The organism is Laspinema palackyanum D2c (genome assembly GCF_025370875.1).
Taxonomy (GTDB): domain Bacteria; phylum Cyanobacteriota; class Cyanobacteriia; order Cyanobacteriales; family Laspinemataceae; genus Laspinema; species Laspinema palackyanum.
In genome coordinates, this window is sequence record NZ_JAMXFD010000007.1 from 48,104 (window position 1) to 72,929 (window position 24,826).

The window sequence follows — 24,826 nt, forward strand, 5'->3', positions numbered from 1 at the left end:
CCCCCTCCTTTGAACCCCAAAAAACAACCCCACCCTATAGACCCTAACATCCCCAGTTCTATAGAAATTCGTGCAAGACTAGAACAGAAGACGCGGTTTCGCCTGAACCGGCGAAGCACCGTGGCTGATGTGGGAGACGAGCGTGCGGCTCTCTCGATATGCGGTTGTCCGTTGGTATCCCAGCCGGTCAACAATAACGCCCAAAAAGCCGATGCCATTAACGGGTTCTGTCGGTCTCCCGGCGGCGATCGCACTAAAAGACCGGCTCGACCCTCTTCGATTCAAACATTAAGCTTGGGAAAAACCTGAAAACTCAGCGTTAAAAATCCCAAGATCCACAATCGAAGGGCGGGATCCGCCGTTCGGAGGTTTTATGAACAACGGAAAAGTGAGAATATACGAGTTATCACGGGAATTGAATTTGGAAAACAGAGACATTTTGGCAGTTTGCGAACAACTGAACATTCCAGTTAAAAGCCACAGTAGTACCATCTCAGAAGATGAGGCCCAGCGCATCGAAAAATTCGTCATGAATCATCCAGAAAAAGCGAATGGAGCCGCCAAAACCAAAGAAAAACAAGCGGCCTCAGAACTGGGAAACCCCTCAAACGCTAAGAAAAAACAGGAAATTTTGGAAATCCGAAAACAACCTTACCGCAATAATAACAATCAAGTTGGGGGACAAACCCTATTAGAAGACAGTGGCTTCCCCAATGCCCACAGCTCATCCGATGCCAATCAAAATAAGCAGATGATGTTGAATCGACCTGTGCGTAGTAACGACAGCGATCCCAGTCTACCGGACTCCCAAAACCTAGAAGAGGAATTCTCCGCTCAGGACGAGGCCAATACTCCGGCCCTCGCCCCAGAGCGCAACCCAGAGCGGGTCTCGGAACCCCAAGGGGATCACAGGGACGGCAATAATCCGATCTCTGAGGAAGAATTGCAAGAACTGCAAGCTCCCCCCGTCCGCCCCGTCCGTTCCTCTGAACGGAAAATTGACTCCGGTAAATTGGACCGACCTGTACTCAAACCCCCGTCCAAGAAAGACGACAGTCCCTCCCCAGCAGCGGCGAAAACTCCTAGCCCCAGTAGCCCAGGAGCGCCTCGCGCAGCCAAGCCCGGAGCGCCCACTCGCCCAGCGCCCTCTGCGCCCTCTGCGCCCTCTGCGCCGACCCCATCCGTCAGTAAGGAAGGGGATTCCCGTCGAGAAAGTCCCCAGGCTGGGATTGCACCTAAGCCGAAACCCGTGACGGAACTCGTGCGCCCCCGTCGCTCCGGGCCAGGGGATACTGTCATTGCCAAAGGCAAGGATTTACGCGATCGCGCCTCGTCGGATGAAGACGTCTCTAACACTGAGCCGGAATCCTTCTCTGAGGACGATAACGAAACTCCACGTCCTCAACTGAAAGCTCCCCCTCGTCCTCCCAAGCGTTTGAAAAAACGCAAGGAAGAAGAAGACGAAATGCAAGACTTAGATGAAAAAGCCGGTAAGGGCGTGGCCAAATCTAAGCGGCGACTCAAGCCTCTGGCTGATGAGGATGATGATGACTATGAAAGCGATTTAGATACGGATGAATCCTCAGATACCGCTCTGAGCCTGTCGATCGCCCGTCCGCCTAAACCCAAAACGGCCCCGGCTCCCCGGACTGGTGCCATCATTACCGCCCGTCAAACCAAAAAACCCAATACCAATCGCGACTCTTCCGGCAGTAGTAAATCTCGGGGCCGTCGTCAAGAAAAAACTGAGAAAAAAGAACGTCCAGACCATATTGTCATCACTCAAGCGATGACTGTCCGAGAACTGGCTAATGCCTTGGCTGTTCCTGAAACCGATATCGTCAAAACCCTCTTCTTCAAAGGGATTGCCGTTAACATCACTCAAACCCTGGATATTCCCTCGGCCAAAATGGTCGCCGAAGAACTAGAGGTCACCGTCGAGATCGCCGTCGCTGAATCCGAAGCGAAAAAGGTCAGCGAGATGATCGATATCAGCGACCTGGAAAGCCTCCAGATTCGTCCGCCTGTAGTGACGATTATGGGCCACGTGGACCACGGAAAAACGACCCTCCTCGACTCCATTCGGAAAACGAAGGTGGCTCAAGGAGAAGCCGGTGGGATTACCCAACATATCGGGGCCTATCATGTCGATGTGGAACATAAAGGCAATATGCATCAAGTCGTCTTCCTGGATACTCCGGGTCACGAAGCCTTTACGGCAATGCGTGCTCGCGGAACCCGGGTGACGGATATTGCGGTTCTTGTTGTAGCTGCGGATGATGGGGTCCAACCTCAAACGATTGAGGCGATTAGCCATGCCAAAGCGGCTAAAGTGCCGATTGTAGTTGCCATCAACAAAATCGATAAGCCGGATTCTGATTTAAACCGTGTTAAGCAGGAACTGATGAATTACGGTCTGGTCCCCGAAGAATTCGGCGGAGACACGATTATGGTTCCGGTGAGTGCGATTCAAGGGCAGAACTTGGATACCCTGCTAGAGATGATTATCTTGGTGGCAGAAATCGAAGAAATCTCGGCTAACCCCAATCGCGCCGCGAAAGGGACCGTGATTGAGGCCCATTTGGATAAAGCTCGCGGTCCGGTGGCTACCCTGCTGGTGCAAAATGGCACCCTGCATATTGGGGATATTTTGGTCGCAGGCTCCACAATGGGTAAAGTCCGGGCAATGGTGGGCGATCGCGGCGATCGCGTCGAAGTCGCTACCCCGTCCTTTGCTGTCGAAGTCTTGGGCTTAAACGAGGTCCCCTCTGCCGGGGATGAGTTCGATGTCTTCCCGAATGAAAAAGATGCTCGGGCCGTTGCTGACGATCGCGCCGATGTCAATCGCGAAACTCGTCTCAATCAAGCCCTCAACTCTCGTCGGGTCACCCTCAACAGCCTCAGCGCTCGCGCTCAAGAAGGTCAGCTCAAAGAACTCAACCTGATTCTGAAAGCCGACGTTCAAGGCTCCATCGAAGCCATCATTGGCTCCTTAAAACAACTCCCCCAAAATGAAGTCCAAGTCCGCGTCCTCTTGGCCGCGCCTGGAGAAGTCTCCGAAACAGACGTTGACCTCGCTGCCGCTTCTGATGCAGTGATTGTTGGGTTTAACACCACCTTCGCCAGCGGTGCACGTCAGGCTGCTGACCGCGCTGGGGTTGATGTTCGCGAATACAACATCATCTATAACCTCCTGGATGATATCCAAGGGGCAATGGAAGGTCTCCTGGATCCTGAATTGATTGAGGAACCCCTCGGTCAGGCCGAAGTCCGGGTGGTCTTCCAAATCGGTCGCGGTGCTGTCGCAGGCTGTTATGTGCTCTCCGGTAAAATGATCCGTAACTGTAAGGTGCGGGTTCATCGCAAGGGAGAGGTCATCTATGAAGGTGTTCTCGACTCTCTCAAACGGGTTAAGGATGATGCCAAGGAAGTCAATAGTGGCTTTGAATGCGGTATCGGTATTGATAAGTTCAGTACCTGGCTCGAAGGAGATACCATCGAAGCCTATCGGATGGTCACCAAGCGCCGCACTCTTTCCCCCGCTTAACGGTGGGCAGAAAGTGTCCCAACTTAAGGGTGAAGGGTAAAGGAGATTGCAACCGTCATTTGTCATTTGTCGGTTGTCATTTGTCGGTTGTTATCCTTCATCCTTCATCCTTCATCCTTCATCCTTCATCCTTCATCCTTCATCCCTAATTCTTGATCGTTTCATGGTTTCTTTTCGTTCTGATCCCTATTTTTGGATTCATCTAGCCGGTGCGGCGGCGGTTCCCCTGTTTCTGGAACTGACTTGGGTCGGTTTGTCCGTGGGTGACCCTCTGTTCTCCGGTGGTTTGGAATTGCTGTTGGTTGCGGCAGTCGGCCTGTTGCCCCTGTTATGGATGCAATGGACGCGCCCGTTCTATATTTTTAGTTTGCTGTTCGTGGCGATCGCGCCCCAATATTTAACAGAAGAACAACGACGGATCCTCAGCTTATTTTTAAGAGCGCGGAATCGTTGGTTGGCCCTATTGGTTCCGGTGGGATTAGTTGCTATTCTCTGGAATCTTTATCTGTGGTCCCCCGTCGCTGCGGGGATTGCTGCTTATTTACCCCAATCGCATCTTTTCGGACTGGCGATCGCCTCCCTTGGCTTTTTCGGCGCGAATCTCTTTCTACAGGTCCCCGTGAGCGTCCTCGCCGTCTTGCTCACCCCAGAACCTACCTTTGCCGCCACATCCCCGGTTCCGGTGGACCAACTTCCCCGAGTTTTTACCATCCCCGGTTGGAAAGTCCAGAAAATTTTACCCCTACCCCCCCTTGAGGTCGAATTGGCTTCTCCTCAACCCATTTCTGACCCCATTCCACCCCCGGTGGACCCTCCGGTTCCCCCTGAAAACTCGGAAGCCTAACCCCACAGGGCACTCACTCCTTCATCCTTCCCAATGATTTAGGCCACTCCAAAAAATAAAATACCCAAAACGTTCGTAGTGACTCCTTAGATTGAGTCAAAAAAATGCAACCCCTGAAGGGGGGACGTTGAACGGTTGGATGATTTATTTTTTGCAATCCCCTTATGCAACTCTATAAATACCCCGGAATAAAAAAGTAGAGACGCGAAATTTCGCGTCTCTACCAACTTTTAAAATATTGAAATGAGAGTCAGGTTTCTTCAAACCTAATCAATTTTATTACTCCCCTTTAAAACGGTAACTTTTCCAGAAAACTTAGCTTGTTATAAACTCGAATTAAACTCTGCACATCTACTTCTACCGTTTGTGCAGGGTAATTTTCAATCAATTCCACCACACTAATCTGCCCATCTTCCGCTGCTGAGAGAACCAAAGAAGCCCGCAGAGCCTGACCGCTCAACTGACCCGAAGGAGTCTGAATCATGTCCCCCATTTCATCTAACACACGCTTACCCAGACGATTATTCAGTGCTCGGTCTAAAAATCGCGGACTCAGGGAAATTGAGCGGTTTAAATGATTCCGAACCTCATCAGGATTTTGACTCGATAAGCGCATATACGATCGCAACGAGAAAGACAAATCTCCCGTCTCAGCAAACCTAGATAAGTCAGCCACGGACACAGGCGCTCGCATCGGTCCATATTTGAGAATAATTTCTTCAGCCGCATTAGCGCTGCTTGGGGAAAGCATTCCTTCTCCCACTCCCAACAGAGCAATCCCCAGAGTTCCAACCTGAATAATCCGACGCAAAACAGACAACATGGATAGGCGCATTTTTACCATTTTAATCAGTGAGTTTATAGGCTAAAGACGAAGAATTTACAGAAGAGGTTTCTGCCTTGGTAAAGCAGATTGACCTAGAGTTTTCATCCCCTAAACCGCTGGTCGAATTTCTACAAAACCCCCAGTAAAATTTCCCGGAAAACAAGAGGAATCAACGAGTTGATTGGATCATAATTAAGTCTCTTGCAGAACATTTGGACAGGAGGGGACAACCCGGAGAAAAAAGCGGGTTTTTGGCCCTTTCTTCGTGGCCCAGCCAGCCTGAATCTTGTCAAAAAACTGGCTTGGTCTGCCCTCTACTGGACCGACCTCCTAGGGATTTAATTTCATCCCAACTGCGTTAATGTAAGCGCCTGTGGGGTTAACCTAAGTCTAACAACTTTCATGTTTTACCAGAATAGGACCCATCAGCAGATGAGCAAGCAACTTTCTTTTTTGAGGTTACAACCGGCGAGTTTGGGTCAGGGTCCCGTGACCCTGAGATTTAGCCTGACCCTGGTAACCGCCCTGGTTTTAGGAGTAGGAGTAGTGACGGTTCCCGAATCCGGGGCCAACTCCGTCCCCCGGATGGCACAGTCCTCGGGAGTGCAGAGGGCCCAAATTCCGGCGAATGCTAGAGTCGTCTATGTTAATCCGGTTTTAGGAAGCGATCGCCCCGATGCAGGCAGCAGTGAAGGGTCCGCCTATCAGAGTATTACTTATGCCCTCTCCCAAGCCACCTCTGGCACTGTGATTCAGTTGGCCCCTGGGAGTTACACCAAGGATACCGAAACTTTTCCTCTGACCCTGCGCCCGGGGGTTATGCTGCGCGGGGATGAAGATAAGAAAGGGCAGAACGTGCGGATTATTGGGGGTGGTAGCTTTAGCAGTCCCACCTTTGCGGTTCAAAATGTGGCCATTGTCACGGCTACCGATAGCACGATCTCCGGGGTCGCGGTCACCAACCCCAACACCCGGGGAACGGGCATCTGGATCGAATCGGGAGCAGCAACGGTTCGTAATAGTACCTTTACCAATAATTTGCGCGAGGGTATTTTCGTCACCGGGACTTCCACGCCCCTGATTGAAAATAGCGTGTTTACGGAAAACGATGGAAATGGGATTTCTATTGCGCGATCGGCAAAAGGGGAAGTTCGGGGAAATGTTTTTCAGGACACGGGTTTTGGCTTGGCGATCGGGGATTCATCCGCCCCGATGATTGTGGATAACCGGATCCTGCAAAATATTGATGGGGTGGTGGTGTCGAATTCGGCGAAACCGATCTTTCGCAATAACGTGATTGAGAATAATGAACGGGATGGGATTGTGGTGATCGGGGATGCCTTGCCGGATTTAGGGACTGCCGAATCTGAGGGCAAAAATTACATCCGAAGTAACACCCGCTATGACCTTTATAATGCCACCCGCAACAATACGATTCTGGCGGTGGGGAATGATATTGATGGGAGTCGGATCTCCGGGGCGGTGGAGTTTGTAGCAGCAACGATCGCCGCAGGATTTCGGGATATTGGGGGTCACTGGGCACAACCTTATATCGAAGCGTTGGCAACTAAAGGGGTGATTGCGGGATTTAATGATGGGACATTTCGTCCGAATGAGCGGGTGACCCGTGCTCAGTTTGCGGCGATCGTCAATAAAGCGTTTACTGCCCGGTCAAATCAGGCTTGTTCAGCGTTTGCCGATGTTCGGAGTAATTTCTGGGGCTTTGAGGCGATTCAAACCGCTTGTCGGGGTGGGTTTTTAACGGGATATCCGGGAAATCAGTTCCGTCCGGAACAGCAGATTCCTCGGGTTCAGGTGCTGGTGGCCCTAGCCAGTGGGTTGGGATTGCGTTCTGAGAATACAGAGGTGTTATCGGTGTTTTCGGATATGAGTGGGATTCCCGACTGGGCGCAGACAGCGATCGCCGGGGCGACGGAACAGGGGTTGGTGGTGAATTATCCAATTCGCGATCGCCTCAATCCCAGCCAAGAGGCAACCCGCGCTGAGGTGGCGGCTTTTGTGTACCAGGCCCTCGTGAATGCGGGTCAAGCCGAAGCGATCGCCTCTCCTTATCTGGTGATGGCTCCTTAAGGGAACTCCAAAAAATAAAACCCGCAAAAAGTTCGTAGTAACCCCTTGACGGGGTTTCTTTAAAGATGACTCCATCAAGGAGTCACTACGAACGTTTATATGATTTATTTGTTGGAAATCCCTAATAGGGTCAGTAGGCTCAAAGGGAAAGCGCCGGTTTCTGCGATCGCAGCAACCGGCGCTTTCCTTATCTTTAAGGTTTTATGTTTAGGGTCTTTATATTGGCTGACCCCATTTGAACTTTATTGATTTTGATTATGACCGGAATTTTTGCAAACCTGGAATTTCGTAATCTTTTCTTTAGATTTATACTCATGGGGCCAATTTGTATTTTTAAAAAACTTTTAATTATAAGCTCCATTGCCCTTAAGGGATAGTCCTGTGGAGATTGTTTTACCTCACCGGCCACTCCTGGACAAATTAGATATTCTTATCAGGGGATCAGAAATATTGGAGGGAAACCCCCCGGGGGAGCATTAAGAGCGATAAGCCAGAAAAAGACTTGAGCCGCACAAATGGTCCCCAGCCCGGTAAATGAAAAGGGCGATCGTCCTCCCGACAGGAGCCGAACAATCGAGCGTTCTCGGTGGCTTCAGTCGGACTTTTCTAACCGAAAAAGCCACACCATTAGGGCTACAACCCCAAGTTGCAGAGCAAAATTAGGCAGTGCCGCACCCACTTCACGACCGGCTAATAGTTGCGCCAAAAACACAAAAGCACCAATGCCACCGGAAGCCCCACAGACTACATAAACAAATTTACGCAGTCCCTTATAGGGCGCAGCCGCCTCAGCCCTTAACCGCGCATATTTTTCCGGGGGGAGGGATTGTTTCCCCCGGGGTTTAGAGTTGCCAGAACGAGGACGGGTGGCATCAGCACTGCGGGAGGACCCAGTAGGGGAATCGGGAGTTTGATCGGCCATAAGACTCACAAAAACAGAGGGTTGAGGTTCGCCTTTCCATTATCCGAAACAATGGGGATCTCGGCACCCCAGGAGGCAAGAGTGGGTTTTTTAGGCTCCACCTTGAGGGCATCGGCATCTTTGTCAAACATTGGCTGATCCCCTAAAACTCCTTTCCTGGGAGAATTTGTGATTGAGGTTATCGGGGAGGGTAGATGACTCGGTAAGATGGAATCGATCCCCCGGCGTTTTTCACAGCGTACCTCTGCGACAAATAGCGGGTTCAACCGCCTGATTTGTCGGAGTGGGATGATCATGAGCGATCGCCCGGGCGGTGTCTGACCAGCATTTATATTGAGGACATGGATATCGCAACAGAGAATGCTGCAACAATTGCTATCGTGTTTGTCGCCCTAGGAATCTTGGGGTGGGGATATTATCGCGCTAGGGATTTCGGAAAACTCGGCATCTTAGCCTGGTTACAGTCTGCGGTACTGATGTTCCCTTGGCTGTTGTTCTTTGGTTTATTCTCCGCAGGAATCTACTTGAACTTAGTGGGGATTCTGCTGCTAGTTCTCGCCTCTGCGGGGTTGTACATCTATCTTGGCAAACAACTACGGGCGGCGGGTCAGGATGAGGTCTTGCGAGAACGGGCCGCCAAACGCTTGCAGTCCGATCAGACTTCGGTGGGGGCCAACTCAGAGAACCCGACGATTCCGGGTGTTGAAGACCAACTTAAGACGATCGCCCCGGAGTTTGTCAGAATTCCCGAAGAGGACCTCAAAAAGATCCAGGGGATTTTTGGCATCGATACCTTCTTTGCCACAGAAACCATTTCCTATCAAGAAGGGGCAATTTTTAAAGGGAATCTGCGCGGGGATCCAGAAGAGGCTTACGATCGCCTCGCCCAGACCCTCCAAGAACGCATGGGCGATCGCTATCGGCTATTTTTAGTCCCCAATCCTGACGAAAAACCCGTGGCGATCGTCTTACCCAGTACCTCGGACCCCAAACCCACCACCCGAGGACAAAAAATCCTAGCGGTGGTCTTATTGGTTGCTACGATTATCACCAGTTTAGAAACCGCTGGATTATTCCTCGGATTCGACTTCTTTACCAATCCCCAACGCCTTGGGGAAGTGCTCCCCCTCACCTTGGGAATCTGGGCCGTCTTGCTTTCTCATGAAATCGCCCACCGGATTATTGCCCAGAAAAATAACGTCCGCTTAAGCTGGCCCTTTTTTATTCCCACTTGGCAAATTGGGTCATTTGGGGCAATTAATCGCTTTGAAACCCTCTTGCCAAACCGAACGGTATTGTTTGATGTGGCCTTTGCGGGACCGGCTGCCGGTGGATTAGTCTCTCTGGCGATGTTAATTGTGGGTTTATTGCTGTCCCATGAAGGCAGCTTGTTCCAAATTCCCGCAGAGTTTTTCCAAGGGTCTGTGTTAGTGGGTACTTTAGCAAAAGTTGTCCTGGGTTCGGCATTGAATCAACCCTTGGTTCCCGTCCATCCGATGATGGTGATTGGTTGGCTGGGATTAGTGATTACCGCCATTAACCTCCTGCCTGCGGGTCAACTGGATGGGGGCCGGATTGTTCAGTCAGTCTATGGACGGACCATTGCCGGACGGGCGACAGTCGCCACCGCAATTGTCCTGGCGATCGCCGCCTTCTTCAATCCCTTGGCCTTATATTGGGCGATCGTGATTCTCTTCCTACAGCGGGGTTTAGAACGCCCCAGTTTGAACGAAATTAAAGAACCCGATGATGCCCGGGCAGCCTTGGCTTTGTTAGCCTTATTTTTGACGATCGCCACCTTACTCCCTCTGAGTACCTCCTTGGCCGGTCGTTTAGGAATTGGCGGATAATAATAGAAAGAGAAAGCCAGGGCACAGGACCGAAGAACAATACTGAGGTCCTCGATACAGCAGAAGTTAGAAACCGGGTTTCTTCAAAAAATCTTTACTTCATGAGCAAAAAGTTTGGGCGAGAAACCCGGTTTCTTGTTCTCTTTATTCAAAAAACCCGACCGCATCGCCTTCGCGCTTTCCTTTTCCTTTTTTACCCCCCTTTAACATCATGAGTGTTCGACCCCAGATATTACTTGTTTTTGATACAACTTCTCTGCTAGCCGGTGATACCAAGGTTTGGAAAGATTACAAACGGGTGGGGAGTTGTTTTCTCCCCAAGGTTGTCCTTGACGCCATGCAGAATTTCGCCGATCGCGCTGCCGAACCGGGACAGGAGAAGGCAGCAAAAGAGTTTATGAGATTTTGGCCCAAAAGTGGTTGGCAGCAAACCACCGCCACCGCTACCCATCGCAAGTTAACACCCCCTGAAGGGGCCTCCCTGAGTTTCAGTGCCAGGTTAAGTTTAGAAATGGCCCAAGCTGCTTATGGTGTGGCCCTAGAACGGGAAGATGCGCTCGTTGTCTTTGTTTGCAATGGACAACCCCTGCTCAAACGGATCAACGCCTTACGCCAACATAATCTCTGTGGAATTACCTCCGCCATGTTGCTACAGTGGTCTCGGGCGAATAAGGAACCGGAGGTGGTGACTCAGCAGATGGAGAGATGGGAACAAAGCGATGACTCCTCGGGAATGAGCACCGCCTCCAAAGCGCGATCGCCCTCCAAAGGCAACAAACAAGCCCCAGTCTCCCGCAAACCTGCTGCCAAGCGTCCCGCAGCAGCCAAGCGAGTCCAACCGATCCCCATCCAGGAAGAAATCATCGATGATTCGGCTTATGCACTCCAAAATCGCCGACGCGGATTTTACGTCAAACCCAAGAAAACGAATATTTTCGCTCAGTTAACTACCGCACTTGTTGCCCTAGTCATGGCAGTATTCATGATCACAGTCCTGGGCGTGACGTGGAAAATGGTCTTCCCCGAAACCTTTAACCCCTTGTGGCAGAAGCACATCCAGCCACAGTTAAAAAAATTACCCCCCATCCCAGGAATATAGCGAGTCTAAATCAGTTTCTACAAAAATAGGGAGCAAGATGCTCGCACTCCAAGGTGTTCGGAAAATTTCTCAAAGTTCAACGTCCCGACTTCAGTCGTTCTTATCCCTGTTCAGAGTAACAACTTCAGTCGTTCTCCCCTATCCTTTTACTGCAACCCCTTTGTACAAATACCCGACCGTCTTAGGAATCTTAGGCGCATAAAAGCGATCGAGTTGCAGAATCTGAAACTGATTTTCTACTAAACTTTGAATTGGACGATTCAGATGGCATCCATCCCCCACAATTTTTTGCAGAGGAGTGAGGAAATTTTGCCAACCTTGAATCTTTGGTTCCTCACTCAATCCATGCTCCAAAAAAAAGAATTTTCCGGTAGATTTGAGAACCCGGTGAATTTCTGCTAAAGCCCGTTCCACTTGGGCGATACTGCACAAGGTCCAAGTGCTAACCACACTATCAAAACTCTCATCGGGAAAGGGTAAATTCTCGCCACTAATGACCCGAACTTCTACATCGATATTCGAGGACTCAATCCGGTTTTGAGCCAACTTATTCATGCCCGGATTCGGGTCTGCGGTAGTTATTTTTTGGACTGTTTCTGGATAATGAGGCAAATTTAACCCAGTCCCAAATCCAATTTCTAAAACATTGCCAGAAACCTCAGATAAAACCTCTTCTCTATACTGAGAAATACGCGAATCGGACATGGTAATATCCAGCAGTTTGGGGAGAATAATTTGCGAATAAAATTTCATAAGGAATCTGAAAAAATTGCAGAGTCTTATTTCATTATAACAGAAAAAACCTGACCATAAAGCTCAGGAGTGATAGCATCTTGTTCCCTACATCTTATAGATAATACGGAATTCGGCTGTGATAGGTCTTTAAAAACGAGTAGGGTGGGCATTGCCTCCTGAGCTCTGAGCGCTGAGTTTGTCGAAGCCTGTCCTGAGCTTGTCGAAGGGCGTCGAAGAGTCGAAGGGCCTACTTTTAACTGATATAGCAATCCTAAATGATTTGTAACATTTCTTGCTCCCCTCTCCCCCTGAGCTAAGTCGAAGGGCTGGGCCGCCAACGGTTGGGGGCCGCCATCGTCTTCCACAACTGAGATAGGACTGCTATAGATAGCAAGATGCTTCCCCTCCTGATTTTTTCCACAAGTCTAATCATCAGTCCAGGTTCAGCCAAAAGGGAGAGTAGTTACTCCCCTTTGACTAAAGATAATGCTTTGATTAACTCTTCGAGACGAATCGGTTTAGTGATGTAATCGTCCATTCCAGCGGCGAGACAAATTTCCCGATCGCCTTGCATGGCATTGGCAGTCATCGCAATAATTCTCGGTCTATTTAAGTGTAAACGTTCTGCATATTTTTTACAAATTAGACGAGTTGCTTCTAACCCATCCATCTCGGGCATTTGCACATCCATGAGGATGACATCGTAGGATAGCCGATGCAAGGCTTGTAAAACTTCGAGTCCATTGGTGGCGAGATCCGCACGATATCCCATGCGGTCCAAGATCCGGAGGGCAACTTTCTGGTTGACGATATTATCCTCGGCTAATAAAATTCTTAAGGGCAGCCGGTTAGCCATGTCCGCATCAATCAGCGACTTCTGGGGACGGGGGATAGACTCATATTTTACAGGACTGGTGGAGGGGTTTTCATCAAAAACTTGAATTAAGGTATTATAGAGTTGAGATTGTTTAATGGGTTTATTAATAAACGCTGCAAATTTAACGGTAATTCCATCCACTTCTAGGGATTCGGGTTTACCCATTGAGGTGAACATGACCAAGGGGAGGGATTGCCATTGAGGTTGGCTTTGAATCCGTGCTGCGAGGGTTAGTCCATCCATTTCAGGCATTTGCATATCCAAAATGGCCAGGTCAAAAGGGTTGCTGACTTCTAAAAGGGCTAAGGCTTCGGAACCAGATGCAGCATGGTGGGGAAACATTCCCCAATTTTGAGTTTGTTTGAGCAAAATTTGTCGATTTGTGGCGTTATCATCGACGATTAGAACTTTTTTACCTTGGAGGAGAGGCCCATCAATATGCGGATATTCAGGGGAATCGATCGCCCTGGGGTTGGAGTGAGCAATTAAGGTAAAGTAAAAAGTAGAACCCACCCCTTCCTCACTTTCAATCCACATTCGACCCCCCATTAATTCGCTTAAGCGCTTGCAAATTGCTAGTCCCAGTCCAGTCCCGCCAAATTGACGAGTGGTAGAGGCATCGACTTGAGAAAAGGGCAGAAAGAGGCGATCGCGACGATGGGAAGGAATCCCAATTCCCGTATCTCGAATGGAAAACTGAAACTCGTAAGCAACCGGGGTGGACTCATCCAGCGATCGCGGCTGTAAACCCTCGGGAATTTCCCCATGAGCGGTATCTAAAAAGGTGGCAAGTTTGGCTTGAGAAGTCGGAGAGGTTAACCGGGTGGCACTCACGGATACAACTATTTCGCCGGTTTGGGTAAATTTGACGGAGTTTCCAATTAAATTAACTAAAATTTGCCGTAACCGGGTGACATCGGAAATAATTTGTTTGGGGGTGGGGACTTCGATTTGGTATAATAATTCCAGCCCTTTTTCTGCGGCTTTTGGAGCGAACAAATCTAAGGCTTCTTCGATGCAAGTTTGCAGATTAAAGGGATGATTTTCCAGTTCAAGTTTGCCGGACTCAATTTTAGAAAAGTCCAGGATATCATTAATAATCGTCAGTAAAGCATCGCCACTGGTGCGAATAGTCTCGATATAATCCCGCTGTTCCTCGGTTAAATTCATATCGAGTAATAACCCCGTCATGCCAATCACGGCATTCATGGGAGTCCGGATTTCGTGACTCATGGTGGCGAGGAATTCGCTTTTGGCACGGTTGGCGACTTCAGCGGATTCTCGGGCTTGTTTTAAGGCTTCATTTTGCTCCGCCAGTTGCGATCGCGCTGCTCGTTCCCGAACCAGTAATTCCGATTGAGCTAAGGCAATGCCGAGTTGAACCGCAACCGCTTCGAGGAGTTCAATTTCCTGGGGTTCCCAATGGCGGAAGCGATCGCATTGATGAAAGCCAATGGTCCCATTCGGTTCCCCTTGATAGGAGGTGCGAACTGCTAACATCGACTGGATTTGAGCTTGATGGCACAGGGGGAGTGCCTCCCTCAGTAAGGGGTCGGTATTCACATCATCCGATGCCACGGCGTGATCGCCCGCAAACACCTTTTGAATGTAGGGATTCCCTTGCACCGGAATTTGAAAGCCCATCATGGAGGGATACCCAGGCTCTACATATTCTGCCACGGTATCTACTGTACTCGCTTCAGGGCTATAAGAAAGAATCACACAACGGTTGAGGTGAAAACCGCGCCCCATTAAATCCGTCGCCGTTTGTAAAATTTGTTGAGAATCTAAACTTTGGCGAATTTCTCGGGTAATTTGCCCCAGTAACAACGTGCGCTGGTATTCAGCCCGGAATGCATTTTCAGCCATATCTCGTTCGATTTCCCCGCCGATCCATTGTGCCATCAAGGTCACCAGTTGGCGATCGCTGTCTTTAAATGCGGTATCCCGGGGGGTGTGGCTGGCAAAGCTTAGAGTCCCGTACACCTCTGAGGCAACGACGATCGGCGTGCCAATATAGGCGTGGAGTTTACGGACTTGATAGGCGGGATGGGTTTGCCAAACCTGAGATTGTCCAGCGGATTCGATACAAAGTGTAGCTTGTTCGGCGAGGGTAGCAGCGTCATAAGTTTGACTTAAATTGAAAGCATCCCCGGGAAAGAGTTTAAACCGACTGGTAGGAGGATAGCAAGTGGCGAGGATCTCCATGCGATCGCCCTCCAGCCGACCTAACATCCCAATTTCTAACTTAAATCGCTCCGAACCCATTACTAACATCCGCTCAAGACGCTCTTGCAGGCTTAAATCCACCGCTGCTTGCACCTCAATGAGCGATCGCAATGCCATCTCGGTTTCGCTCTGTTGCGCTTCGATCCGCTTGCGATCGCGGATGTCGCTGCCAATCCCCAAAAATCCGGTAATTTCCCCGGTGCGATCGCGCAGGACCGAGATAGACAACAACACCGGGAACCGACTGCCATCTTTGCGGATATACGACCATTCGTATTCGTCCGGTTTCCCCTCCTGGGCTTTAGCCGTAAACACCTCAAACCCAGGGGCGATCTCCACCCCCAGTTCTTCCGACAGTTCCTCTGCCCTCTGGACCACTTCCATCGGGTCATGGAAAATCGCCGGAGTTATTTTCCCGACTATTTCCTCGGCTGTATAACCCAACCAGCGTTCAGCGGTGGCATTAAATGTATAAATAATCCCATCCATCCCCGTGGAGATAATCGAGTAGTTGGCACTATCTAAAATCGCCTGTTGCAGGGTGATGGTTGCTTCCCGACTATCCTCACCGGACTGTTGTGTACCCGGGTCGGGAAAACCCGTTGCCGGAAGATTCACCACCTCGGTGGGATGGGCGGATTGTGGGCGATCGCCGGACGGATCCGGGCAATCATTCTCCTGAACTAGGGCAATAGTTCTGCCCGTGAGGGGGTCAATAATCTGACGGACGACAACTGCCTGGGGTCCTACCTCGGTTTTCTCCGGTAACGCCTTCCCCGGCATGAGGGGGTTGACAACCCCTCGGTGACGGAGAATCTCGGGACTCACTCCCTCTACCAACAGGGCCAAACGTCCTTCGTCAATCTCCATTCCAGAACAGAGGCAGGGAATCTGCACCGCTTCTCCCTGGTGATAAAACGTCCACTGTTCGATCGCCGTTTCCCCAGACTTCAACCGTTTGCAATAGCCCGTTAATCGGGGGCGGGTTGCCCCTAAAATCTCCCGGAAATCTCGCTGTCTGAGTTCTTCTAAACTCGCTGCACCCCAGAGTTGCAAAGCGGCAGGATTCGCCCACCACAGTTGCAACTGTTCGAGATCGAACAGCCAAATGGGCGATCGTAAGAGGGACAAGCAAGAGGGCAGTTTAAATGGAGTCACGACAGTTTTGTTGATTTCAATAGAGTATTAATTTAGGGGCTCATCCCGCTCAGAATGCTGTTTGCAATGGTTTAATAGACCTCTTGCAAAATAACGGATTGATCCCCCCAACCCCCCGGGAGATCCCTGACCAGAGTAGGTTTTTTACGTTCAGGGGGATTTTCCTCACATTTAAGATTACTTCCGGTCCCCTTGCTAAGGTCCGGGGACCGGAGAGGACCCCACCCTTAAGTATCCCCCTACCCCGTCTAGGTTTTTTACAACAAGGTTGTAAACCTGACTCAGTATGCTTGAACCCTGACTTGATCGCCCAATTTGTAAAACACAGAGCCCTTAAGGAGAGTTAACTTATCGCGGGGGGAGAGATTGAGTGCAAGTTCCCAGGCGATCAATTTGAGATTCTAAACTCAACAACAAGGGGATGATCCCTTCAAACACCTGGCCCCGCACTTGGTCCTCAATTTGGGTGGAAATGGCCCCGATCGCCCTTGCACCCATATTCAGGCTGGCTCCTTTTATCCGGTGAGCTTTTAACTCAACGGTACTCCAATCCTGGCGATCGCAGGCGGAACGAATCACCTCGATATCCCCCCGCAGGCTATCCACAAAGGCTCGCAGCAGACGTTCTTGTAATTCCAGTTTACCTCGGGAAATCTCCTGGAGACGCTTCCAATCAATCGGTGAATCTTCCAGGGTTTCCTGCGGTAAATTTCTAGGAGACAAGGACCCGGATGGTTCCAAGGCGTTAGAACTGCTGACCCCGTGATTGAGAGTGGGTTTTAGTTGGGGGTTTTCGGGCAAATTGGACCCCGGGGGCTGAAGGGGGATGATCTGGGGAATCCAGCGATCGAGTGCTGCCTGTAATTGTTCGAGGAGGACGGGTTTGCTGATATAGTCATCCATTCCCGCCTCCAGACACTTTTGGCGATCGCTATTGAGCGCATGAGCAGTCAGGGCGATGACGATGGTATGATGGCGGTTTCCTTCGGACTGCCGGAGTTCGCGGGTCACCTCATAGCCATCTTTCAGGGGCATCTGACAATCCATAAACACCAGATCATAATCTTCACAGGCAAGGCGATCGAGGGCTTCGAGTCCATTATTGACACAATCGGCATGGTAGCCCAAGGTATTGAGTTGAAAGACAATCACTTGTTGATTAATCTCGTGATCTTCGGCGATTAAGATTTTAATGGGGGAGAGGGGAGGAGGGGCCAAGGAGAAGGCGGAGCCAGAGAAGGGTTCTCCGTGAGACCCTCGGGGGCGATCGCGCCCAGCCCCCTGCGGATTTAAAACCTGCTGCAAGCTTTCCACAAACTGAGACCCCCGTAAGGGTTTGATGATATAAGCACTGATCCAATGGGGTGCTAAGGCTTCGGCGATCGCCCGTTGATTAAACTGAGCTAAGGCGATCGTCCGGGTTGTCGCCAAATTTGGCTCCTGCTTCAGGGCTTGTAACAGAGTTGAGCGATCGCCCTCCAGGAGGTTCACACTTGCCAGAAGTGCATGGTATGGGGTTCCCTCCGCTGCCGCTGCGCGCAAGGCACTCAGGGCACTCTGGGGGTCCGTGACTTGATCCACGGTAATTCCCCAGCGATCGGCAAAATGCTGTACCGACTGACGATGCATGGCACTCTCATCGGCAACCAGCAGTTTTAGAGACTCCATCTCCAAGGTTGTACCCCGGGAATTTTCCCCTTCTGGGCGATTTTGCTGTACCGGCAAGGTAACGGTAAACCAAAAGGTAGAACCCTGATTCAATTCGCTTTCAACGCCAATCGTCCCCTGCATCAGTTCCACCAATTGCTTAGAGATAGCCAATCCTAACCCGGTCCCACCATACTTGCGGGTGGAGGAACTATCCACTTGGGAAAAGGATTGAAACAACTTGGTTTGATCCTGGGGTAAAATGCCAATCCCCGTATCGGTGACGGCAAATCGCAAGGTGACGGGATTGCGCTGCGCCGGGGGTAGGGAATCTGCCTTTGAGGTGGAATCGCAGACGGCACTCACGGCGATCGCCACTTCCCCAATTTCGGTAAATTTAATCGCATTATTGACTAAATTCAGCAAAATCTGACGCAAGCGCGCCGGATCTCCAAACAGATGCCGAGGAACGTTGCGATCGATGCAAATGCCCAAATCCAGTCCCTTTTCTTGGGCTGGAGCCACCATCAAATCCACCACGGATTCTATACATTCATCCAAATCGAAATCAATTGGGTTGAGATGCATTTCTCGCGCTTCTAATTTAGAAAAGTCGAGAATATCGTTAATCACCGTTAACAGATGTTCAGCACTGGAAAAAATTGTTTGAGCATAGTGTTTTTGTTGGGGATTTAATTCCGTTGCCAGGAGCAATCCCGTCATTCCGAGTACGCCATTCATGGGGGTGCGGATTTCATGGCTCATACTGGCTAAAAACTCACTCTTGGCCCGATTAGCGGCCACTGCCGCCTGTTTCATCTGGGCTAAAACAATGTTTTGTTTGGCCAGTTTTTGGGAGATGCGGGTTTGCTCTGCCAGCAGTTGGGCTTGAGAGAGGGCAATGCTGACTTGATTGGCAAGTTGTTGTAGCAATTCGGTTTCAAATTGTGTCCAGTGGCGGGGGGTGGAACATTGATGGGCAATTAGTAATCCCCACAATCGTTCCCGCAGGGGTTCCTCTGGGGCATCCCTTTGGAGTAATGGCACGACGAGGTTGGCTTTAACGCCGATTCGTCTAAGCAAGTCCTGATAGCAAGCGTGAATCTCTGCGGACTCGACATCGCAGATGGCATTGACTCTGCCTTGTTTGTATTGTTCTAAATAGGTTTTGGGAAAGCAGGTATCGGTAATCTGATTTCCTAATAGGGGCTGACAGGTTTCAACGACAGATTCTTTGACCACAATTCCGGTTCCATCAGCCATCAGTTGAAAGACGATCGCCCGATCCGCGTGGAGAACTTGTCGGACTTCTTCAACGGTGGTTTGGAGAATTTCTCCAATATCTAAGGATTGACGAATTTTGATGGTCAATTCCGCAAAGAGTTGAGCACGTTGATTTTGTTTGATAATTTCCTCCTGGGCTTCTACCCAATCGGTAATGTCTTCAGAAATTCCCATGAGATATTTAGGGCTGTTAGTTTCATCGATAATCGGGACTTTACGAGTATGAAGCAATCTCATCCCTTGATGTGGAGTTTGAACAATTTCTAAGGGAATATCTGCCATTTGTTGGGTTAAGAGGGCTTGGCGATCGCTTTGAGTGAAAAAATCCGCTTCTTCTGAATTAAATAAATCATAGTCAGTTTTGCCTAAAACTTGCTCTTGGGAATAGCCAAATTGTTGTTCGCTGGCTTTATTCCACCGAATAAATTGCAAGGTTTTGGCATCTTTGATAAATAAGCCGAGGGGCATATTTTCAATAACTGAGTTGAGAAAGGTTTTGGTTTGTGCTAATTCGGATTCAATGTCTGGAGGGTGGAGGATCTCGAACCGGGATCCGTCGGGGGGATGTTGGCGATCGCAACTTTCCTCGGGAGTGGGGGGTTGTGGCGGTTCACGGCTCTCCGGCTTGATCAAGGTAAAACGAGGGATTATCCTGACTAGGAGTAAGTTGGCGATCGCCGTCGCCATTGCCAGGGAGTCCTGAGGGAGTCCGAAAAATGGGGGGGCGATTCCAGTCCAATCTAAAATGCTGAGGAGGATTAGACTAACCCCTGGGGCTACAGCAAGGATCCAGAGGACCTGGGTTGCCCTCGTCCCTTCCCTGATTTGACACTCAACTGTGAATATGTCCCGTTTCATGACTTCACCCTTAATAACCGCAACTCCGATCCCAGCAGCGATCGCCATCACCAACAGGGACAGCATTATCCTAACCTCCCCGCCAAACGGCTGGTCCCTGGTCCCTAGGGTGGGTCCGGTTAAATACATTCCAGCAAACCAAGCTGATGCGATCGCGGCACCCCTTGTCAACCCACCTCGGGGGGATCTTGGTTCTGTTTTAAGGGGTCCATCCAGGGCGATCGTCAGATAAGACACTGCGATCGCCATCCCCATTGACAGCCCCACTATGTGAGGATCGTAGCTGCCGGTTAACATAGTCTCGCTATAGCGATTGATTCCCATTCCCTGGAGCATACGAATCACTTTGATAGTTAGTACATTTCACGGATCACAGGCAACGAACTTCCTTCTCGCCTTCCTGTCCTTTTCTCTACCTTTTCCTCAACTTTTGATCCCAGTCGGCTTCGGGTTTTCAGTCCTCACCCCGCAAGGTGCAATATATTTCTCCCCGGGAAGCATTTTAATCTCCTGTTAGGAAGATGACGCTGATTGTTGATTGTCTTACCAGTAATTGAGGTTTTGACTAATGGTATCACTCATTTTAAACCCTCGCTCTAAGATTTAAAGCTTAATTAAATCTTAAATTTTATCGAACAACCTCACTTTGGTGATTATAATAAGGCATCTTAAAACTGATAAACCTTTCACTCAAAGAGTAATTTAGATTACAGTTTTTTTGTAAAAAATCTGTTGCCTATTATTCCGACATTGAGAGATTTACTCACCTCAACTCCGATTCCAGAAAAATAGTTTTCTGCCCTGCACGGATTGCGGTCCATTCAAATTGCCATTGGGCGATCGCGATGAAAACCGCACTCTCACGCGGATACCTGATACCAATAGGTTTTACAAAACAAATCGACTCAGGTTACCCACTCCCTTACTCACCGAGTTGGAAACCGGAGTAAACCCTGGATTCAGGGATTTGGCTGACCCTCCCTAGCTCCTATTTAAAAGCTGAAGTCTACCCGGTTATTAAGCCAGGACCCTCTCGCCGATTAACAATGTTCCTGACCTTTTTCCTCGCGTTTAGCATAGTCTGCCCTCCGCATCCTCAGTTGAATATCTTCCAGCAACTTGCGATTCACCGCCAATAAATCAGCCACCAAACCTAGGATAATCAGTTGCACCCCGATTAGAATTAAAATAGCGGCTAAAATCAAGCTCGGAATTCGAGTCCGGTCAGTTCCCATTAAAAAGAAACCTAACCAGCGCAACCCCAAAGCCACCCCTAACCCCAGGGGAAAACTTCCTAAAAGCAGGAAGAAACGCAGGGGTTTATAGGTCATAAAAATTCTAAAAATAGTTAAAATAGACCGATGAATATAGCTGGGAATACTCTTGACTAATCGAGAAGGTCGTAACTCTCCATTGGTGCGGATGGGGACCGAAGTAATTGCCATCCCTTTCTGTCCCGCTTGGATAATCGTTTCTAAGGTATAGGTATATTGATTAAAAACATTTAACTGCATCGCCGCTTCCCGACTAAAAGCCCGAAAGCCACTCGGTGCGTCGGGGATTCTCGTATTACTAGCCAGACGCACCACCCAACTCCCTAGGCGTTGCAAGAATTTTTTAGTCGGGGAAAAATGTTCAATATCTTGAATCGGTCGTGCACCAATGACAATTTCCGCAGTTCCTAATAAAATAGGGTGAATCAAAGCCGGGATATCTTCAGCACAATATTGATTATCCGCATCGGTATTTACAATAATATCAGCACCGGCTTTTAGAGAGGCTTCTAATCCCGCCATAAATGCCTTAGCCAAACCTTGATTATTGGCAAGACGAACAATATGATCCACCCCACAAGCTTTAGCCACTTCCACCGTGCGATCGCGACTACCATCATCAATCACCAACCACTCAATTTTATCAATCCCCGGTAACTCACGGGGTAGTTCACTCAGGGTAAGTCCCAGAGTCTGTTCTTCGTTATAACAGGGAATTTGAATAATTAGTTTCGTCATAGCATCCTTGCGTATTGAGCGCTTAAATTTTAGCGCTTGCAGGGGAAGTTGGGGAAGATGGGGAGGATGGGGGAGATGGGGAGGATGGGGGAGATGGGGAAGTTTGTAGTAACGACTTCAGTCGTTATCCCTCCGATGTTCGTAGTAACGACTTCAGTCGTTTCCGCGTTACTGGGGTTGAAGCTAAGTAACGCCCCAATCTCAGCCTTTGTCTCCAGTTCCCCAGCAGGCAAGGCGATAGACCCTCAGATTGCTCGTGTTATGGCGGATGCCATAACACGAGAGCAACGACTGAAGTCGTTATTACAAACATCTTCCCCATCTCCCCCATCCTCCCCATCTTCCCAATCCCCCCATCTGCTATGATTAAAGCAATCTAACACTCAAGTGCCAAACCATACACCCGCTAACTACAACAGACAGATTATGCCGCTCTATACTTATTTCTGTCCTAGTACCAATCAAAAACTGGACGTAACTCACTCCATTAAAGATAAAGCGCAAACTTGGGGAGAATTGTGCCAGTTGGCAAACCTCGAACCGGGACAGACGCCTCTATCTGCACCCGTGCGACGTCTAATCAGCGCCCCTGCGGTGATGTTTCCCACCGGCAACAGCGAGCTCAAAAGTCACGGGTTTAGCAAATTGGTGAAACGGGACGATGGGGTTTATGAAAATGTCACCGCCACTGATGGAGAAAGTCGGATTGTCCGACCCGGCGATCGCAACACCTATCCTGATTTGAAAAAGAAAATCGGCGACTAAATCCATACCATCAGATATTTCTATCCCAGAGTTGAGTGGTGAATACTCAGCTCTTTTTTAATTGAGCGTCGGTTTCTTCACCCTTCTATCCCCTCCTCTACCCATGCTCTAGCATCACCTAGAAAAGACCATTTACCCACGATTTGCAGCCTCGCCCCTCTGTTTTAAGATAGACTTTTTCTAAAAACCCGGCCATTTTCTAAAATTTCGCCTATATTGAAGGGCAAGAACCAATTCATCGAGTCTTTGCATTCCGGGTCATTATTGTATATCGGAAATAACTCATGCGTGTCTTACTTTTATATCCACTTTTTCCCAAAAGTTTCTGGTCCTTTGAAAAAGCTTTAGCTTTAGTCGATCGCAAAGCCCTACTACCGCCCCTCTGTTTAGTCACCGTTGCCGCCTTGTTACCCCAGGAATGGGAATATAAACTCGCCGATCGCAACATTCGTGACATCACCGAGGAAGAATGGGAATGGGCAGATTTAGTCATTTTATCGGCCATGATTGTTCAACAAGAAGATTTTCTGGCCCTGATTCGAGAAGCTAAACAGCGTTCTAAACCCGTAGCTGTCGGTGGACCTTACGTTACATCCCTCCCCAAGGAAGCCGCAGCCGCCGGTGCCGATTACCTGATTTTAGATGAAGGAGAAATCACTCTTCCCCTATTTGTGGAAGCTCTAAAACGAGGGGAAAAAACTGGCACTTTCAGCGCTAACGGAGAAAAAGCCGACGTTACGCAAACTCCCATACCCCGCTTTGATTTATTAGATCGTCATGCCTATGATACGATGGCGATCCAATTTTCTCGGGGCTGTCCTTTTCAATGCGAATTCTGCGATATTATTGTCCTCTACGGACGCAAATCTCGCACTAAACATCCCTCCCAAATTTTAGCCGAACTCGATCGCCTCTTAGAATTGGGATTTACTCAAGCGGTTTTTCTGGTAGATGACAACTTTATTGGCAATAAGCGCAACGTTAAACTTTTGCTCAAAGAGTTGAAAATTTGGCAAGAAAGAAATCGCTATCCCTTCCGGTTAATTACGGAAGCCTCCGTTGATTTAGGCCAAGATCCAGAATTGCTAGAAATGATGGTGGACTGCAATTTTTATGTAGTCTTTTTGGGAATTGAAACCCCCGATGAAGAAAGCCTAACCCTGACCAAAAAGTTCCAAAATACCCGAGATTCTCTCAGTGATTCAGTCCAAGCAATTACCCAGGCGGGAATGCGGGTGATGGCAGGATTTATTATTGGCTTTGATGGAGAAAAACCGGGGGCAGGCGATCGCATTGTCCAGTTTGTCGAAAATACCTCCATTCCAATGGCAATGTTCAGTATGTTGCAAGCCCTTCCCCATACCGCACTCTGGGAGAGATTACAGAAAGAAGGGCGCTTAAATACTGGAATTGCCAATGGCAACCAAACCACCTTAATGAACTTCATTCCCACCCGACCTCTGGAAGAAATTGCCCGGGAATACATTGATGGATTTTGGCAACTCTACGATCCCCAACGCTATTTAGACCGCACCTACCGCCACTTTATGATCATGGGTAAACCCCGGAATCCGGTACCGAGGCGTCGAATGAACTGGCCTACCATTCGCGCATTTTTAACCATTTGCTGGCGGCAAGGAATAGTTCGTCCCACCCGGTGGAAATTCTGGCTTTATTTGCTTAATATTCTCCGCCATAATCCCCGGGTCGTGGATCATTATTTGGCGCTGTGCGGACTCTTTGAACATTTCAGCGAATATCGGACCATCGTTCGAGACCAAATTGAAAGTCAACTGGCTGAATATTTAGCAGAACAAAAGCGGATTGAAGCTTATGAAGCTGAACGAGAAGAGTCGGCTGTAGCTTAACTTCAATTACCAAACTGGGTGCGTGACTCCTGCTTACGCACCTGAGACTTGTCTATTTTTTCCTTAGCGGTCCTCTGGATTTAGCTGAACCATTGCCCAAGTGGTATAAGTACGAATCGGACTCCAAAGCATACCTGAAAGAGGGGAAAGCCGGGGAGATATTGCGGGAGAATCACTGGAATGTGATCAAAAAACAGGTAAGAAAAATGCACGA

15 protein-coding genes are annotated in these 24,826 nt (G+C 49.3%); 8 read left to right on the plus strand and 7 right to left on the minus strand.

Features of this window, described 5'->3' with window-relative positions; translation table 11 throughout:
- Window positions 1–9: 9 nt before the first annotated feature.
- The 3 genes from NG795_RS11060 (at window position 10) to NG795_RS11070 (ending at window position 4,391) form a co-directional block, all read left to right on the plus strand.
- Window positions 10–309, plus strand: a complete 300-nt coding sequence (locus NG795_RS11060) for a hypothetical protein (protein ID WP_367288729.1) — start codon at window positions 10–12, stop codon at window positions 307–309.
- 64 nt (window positions 310–373) lie between these two features.
- Window positions 374–3,547 (plus strand): translation initiation factor IF-2, encoded by a 3,174-nt coding sequence (gene infB / locus NG795_RS11065; protein ID WP_367288730.1) that lies wholly within the window; start codon window positions 374–376, stop codon window positions 3,545–3,547.
- Between the two features lie 163 nt (window positions 3,548–3,710).
- Complete coding sequence (locus NG795_RS11070) at window positions 3,711–4,391, plus strand: low-complexity tail membrane protein (RefSeq protein WP_367288731.1); 681 nt, start codon at window positions 3,711–3,713, stop codon at window positions 4,389–4,391.
- A 289-nt stretch (window positions 4,392–4,680) separates the two neighbouring features.
- On the opposite strand, the gene NG795_RS11075 is transcribed toward NG795_RS11070, so the two are convergent.
- Entirely contained in the window at window positions 4,681–5,235 is a 555-nt protein-coding gene (locus NG795_RS11075; protein WP_367288732.1) for an alpha/beta hydrolase, read from the minus strand.
- Window positions 5,236–5,649: 414 nt separating this feature from the next.
- Between NG795_RS11075 and NG795_RS11080 the strand changes: the two genes are divergently transcribed.
- Window positions 5,650–7,308, plus strand: a complete 1,659-nt coding sequence (locus NG795_RS11080; RefSeq protein ID WP_367288733.1) for a DUF1565 domain-containing protein — start codon at window positions 5,650–5,652, stop codon at window positions 7,306–7,308.
- A gap of 592 nt (window positions 7,309–7,900) precedes the next feature.
- Here NG795_RS11080 and NG795_RS11085 read toward each other — a convergent pair.
- Together NG795_RS11085 and NG795_RS11090 are read right to left on the minus strand one after the other, a co-directional pair.
- A complete protein-coding gene (locus NG795_RS11085) occupies window positions 7,901–8,230 on the minus strand; it encodes a DUF3493 domain-containing protein (RefSeq protein WP_367288734.1) in 330 nt (109 codons plus the stop codon).
- 5 nt (window positions 8,231–8,235) lie between these two features.
- Window positions 8,236–8,361: a hypothetical protein gene (locus NG795_RS11090; RefSeq protein ID WP_367288735.1), complete on the minus strand. Its 126-nt coding sequence runs from the start codon at window positions 8,359–8,361 to the stop codon at window positions 8,236–8,238.
- A gap of 210 nt (window positions 8,362–8,571) precedes the next feature.
- Here NG795_RS11090 and NG795_RS11095 point away from each other — a divergent pair, with 210 nt between their 5' ends.
- The gene (locus NG795_RS11095) at window positions 8,572–10,080 is read left to right on the plus strand and encodes a site-2 protease family protein (RefSeq protein WP_367288736.1); all 1,509 of its coding nucleotides are present in this window, start codon (window positions 8,572–8,574) and stop codon (window positions 10,078–10,080) included.
- 211 nt (window positions 10,081–10,291) lie between these two features.
- The gene (locus tag NG795_RS11100) at window positions 10,292–11,179 is read left to right on the plus strand and encodes a PIN domain-containing protein (protein WP_367288737.1); all 888 of its coding nucleotides are present in this window, start codon (window positions 10,292–10,294) and stop codon (window positions 11,177–11,179) included.
- A 138-nt stretch (window positions 11,180–11,317) separates the two neighbouring features.
- Here the strand turns inward: NG795_RS11100 and NG795_RS11105 are convergent, their stop codons facing one another.
- From NG795_RS11105 to NG795_RS11120, 4 genes are all read right to left on the minus strand, one after another.
- Window positions 11,318–11,932, minus strand: a complete 615-nt coding sequence (locus NG795_RS11105) for a class I SAM-dependent methyltransferase (RefSeq protein ID WP_367288738.1) — start codon at window positions 11,930–11,932, stop codon at window positions 11,318–11,320.
- Between the two features lie 445 nt (window positions 11,933–12,377).
- Complete coding sequence (locus tag NG795_RS11110; RefSeq protein ID WP_367288739.1) at window positions 12,378–16,178, minus strand: response regulator; 3,801 nt, start codon at window positions 16,176–16,178, stop codon at window positions 12,378–12,380.
- 348 nt (window positions 16,179–16,526) lie between these two features.
- Entirely contained in the window at window positions 16,527–20,303 is a 3,777-nt protein-coding gene (locus NG795_RS11115) for a response regulator (protein WP_367288866.1), read from the minus strand.
- A gap of 704 nt (window positions 20,304–21,007) precedes the next feature.
- On the minus strand, window positions 21,008–21,979 hold the full coding sequence (locus NG795_RS11120) for a glycosyltransferase family 2 protein (protein ID WP_367288740.1): 972 nt from the start codon (window positions 21,977–21,979) through the stop codon (window positions 21,008–21,010).
- A gap of 426 nt (window positions 21,980–22,405) precedes the next feature.
- Here NG795_RS11120 and NG795_RS11125 point away from each other — a divergent pair, with 426 nt between their 5' ends.
- Both NG795_RS11125 and NG795_RS11130 read left to right on the plus strand, forming a co-directional pair.
- Window positions 22,406–22,744, plus strand: coding sequence for an FmdB family zinc ribbon protein (locus tag NG795_RS11125; protein ID WP_367288741.1), 339 nt, complete (start codon window positions 22,406–22,408; stop codon window positions 22,742–22,744).
- A 284-nt stretch (window positions 22,745–23,028) separates the two neighbouring features.
- Complete coding sequence (locus NG795_RS11130) at window positions 23,029–24,612, plus strand: B12-binding domain-containing radical SAM protein (protein ID WP_367288742.1); 1,584 nt, start codon at window positions 23,029–23,031, stop codon at window positions 24,610–24,612.
- The last annotated feature ends 214 nt before the right edge of the window (window positions 24,613–24,826 follow it).

What these genes read in the sequence shown, in the direction of transcription:
- infB (WP_367288730.1), top strand. Translation starts at nt 374, where the DNA reads ATGAACAACGGAAAAGTGAGAATATACGAGTTATCACGGGAATTGAAT.
- NG795_RS11120 (WP_367288740.1), bottom strand. Translation starts at nt 21,979, where the DNA reads ATGACGAAACTAATTATTCAAATTCCCTGTTATAACGAAGAACAGACT.
- NG795_RS11125 (WP_367288741.1), top strand. Translation starts at nt 22,406, where the DNA reads ATGCCGCTCTATACTTATTTCTGTCCTAGTACCAATCAAAAACTGGAC.
- NG795_RS11090 (WP_367288735.1), bottom strand. Translation starts at nt 8,361, where the DNA reads ATGTTTGACAAAGATGCCGATGCCCTCAAGGTGGAGCCTAAAAAACCC.
- NG795_RS11075 (WP_367288732.1), bottom strand. Translation starts at nt 5,235, where the DNA reads ATGGTAAAAATGCGCCTATCCATGTTGTCTGTTTTGCGTCGGATTATT.
- NG795_RS11085 (WP_367288734.1), bottom strand. Translation starts at nt 8,230, where the DNA reads ATGGCCGATCAAACTCCCGATTCCCCTACTGGGTCCTCCCGCAGTGCT.
- NG795_RS11130 (WP_367288742.1), top strand. Translation starts at nt 23,029, where the DNA reads ATGCGTGTCTTACTTTTATATCCACTTTTTCCCAAAAGTTTCTGGTCC.
- NG795_RS11105 (WP_367288738.1), bottom strand. Translation starts at nt 11,932, where the DNA reads ATGAAATTTTATTCGCAAATTATTCTCCCCAAACTGCTGGATATTACC.
- NG795_RS11115 (WP_367288866.1), bottom strand. Translation starts at nt 20,303, where the DNA reads ATGCTCCAGGGAATGGGAATCAATCGCTATAGCGAGACTATGTTAACC.
- NG795_RS11100 (WP_367288737.1), top strand. Translation starts at nt 10,292, where the DNA reads ATGAGTGTTCGACCCCAGATATTACTTGTTTTTGATACAACTTCTCTG.
- NG795_RS11095 (WP_367288736.1), top strand. Translation starts at nt 8,572, where the DNA reads ATGGATATCGCAACAGAGAATGCTGCAACAATTGCTATCGTGTTTGTC.
- NG795_RS11080 (WP_367288733.1), top strand. Translation starts at nt 5,650, where the DNA reads ATGAGCAAGCAACTTTCTTTTTTGAGGTTACAACCGGCGAGTTTGGGT.
- NG795_RS11070 (WP_367288731.1), top strand. Translation starts at nt 3,711, where the DNA reads ATGGTTTCTTTTCGTTCTGATCCCTATTTTTGGATTCATCTAGCCGGT.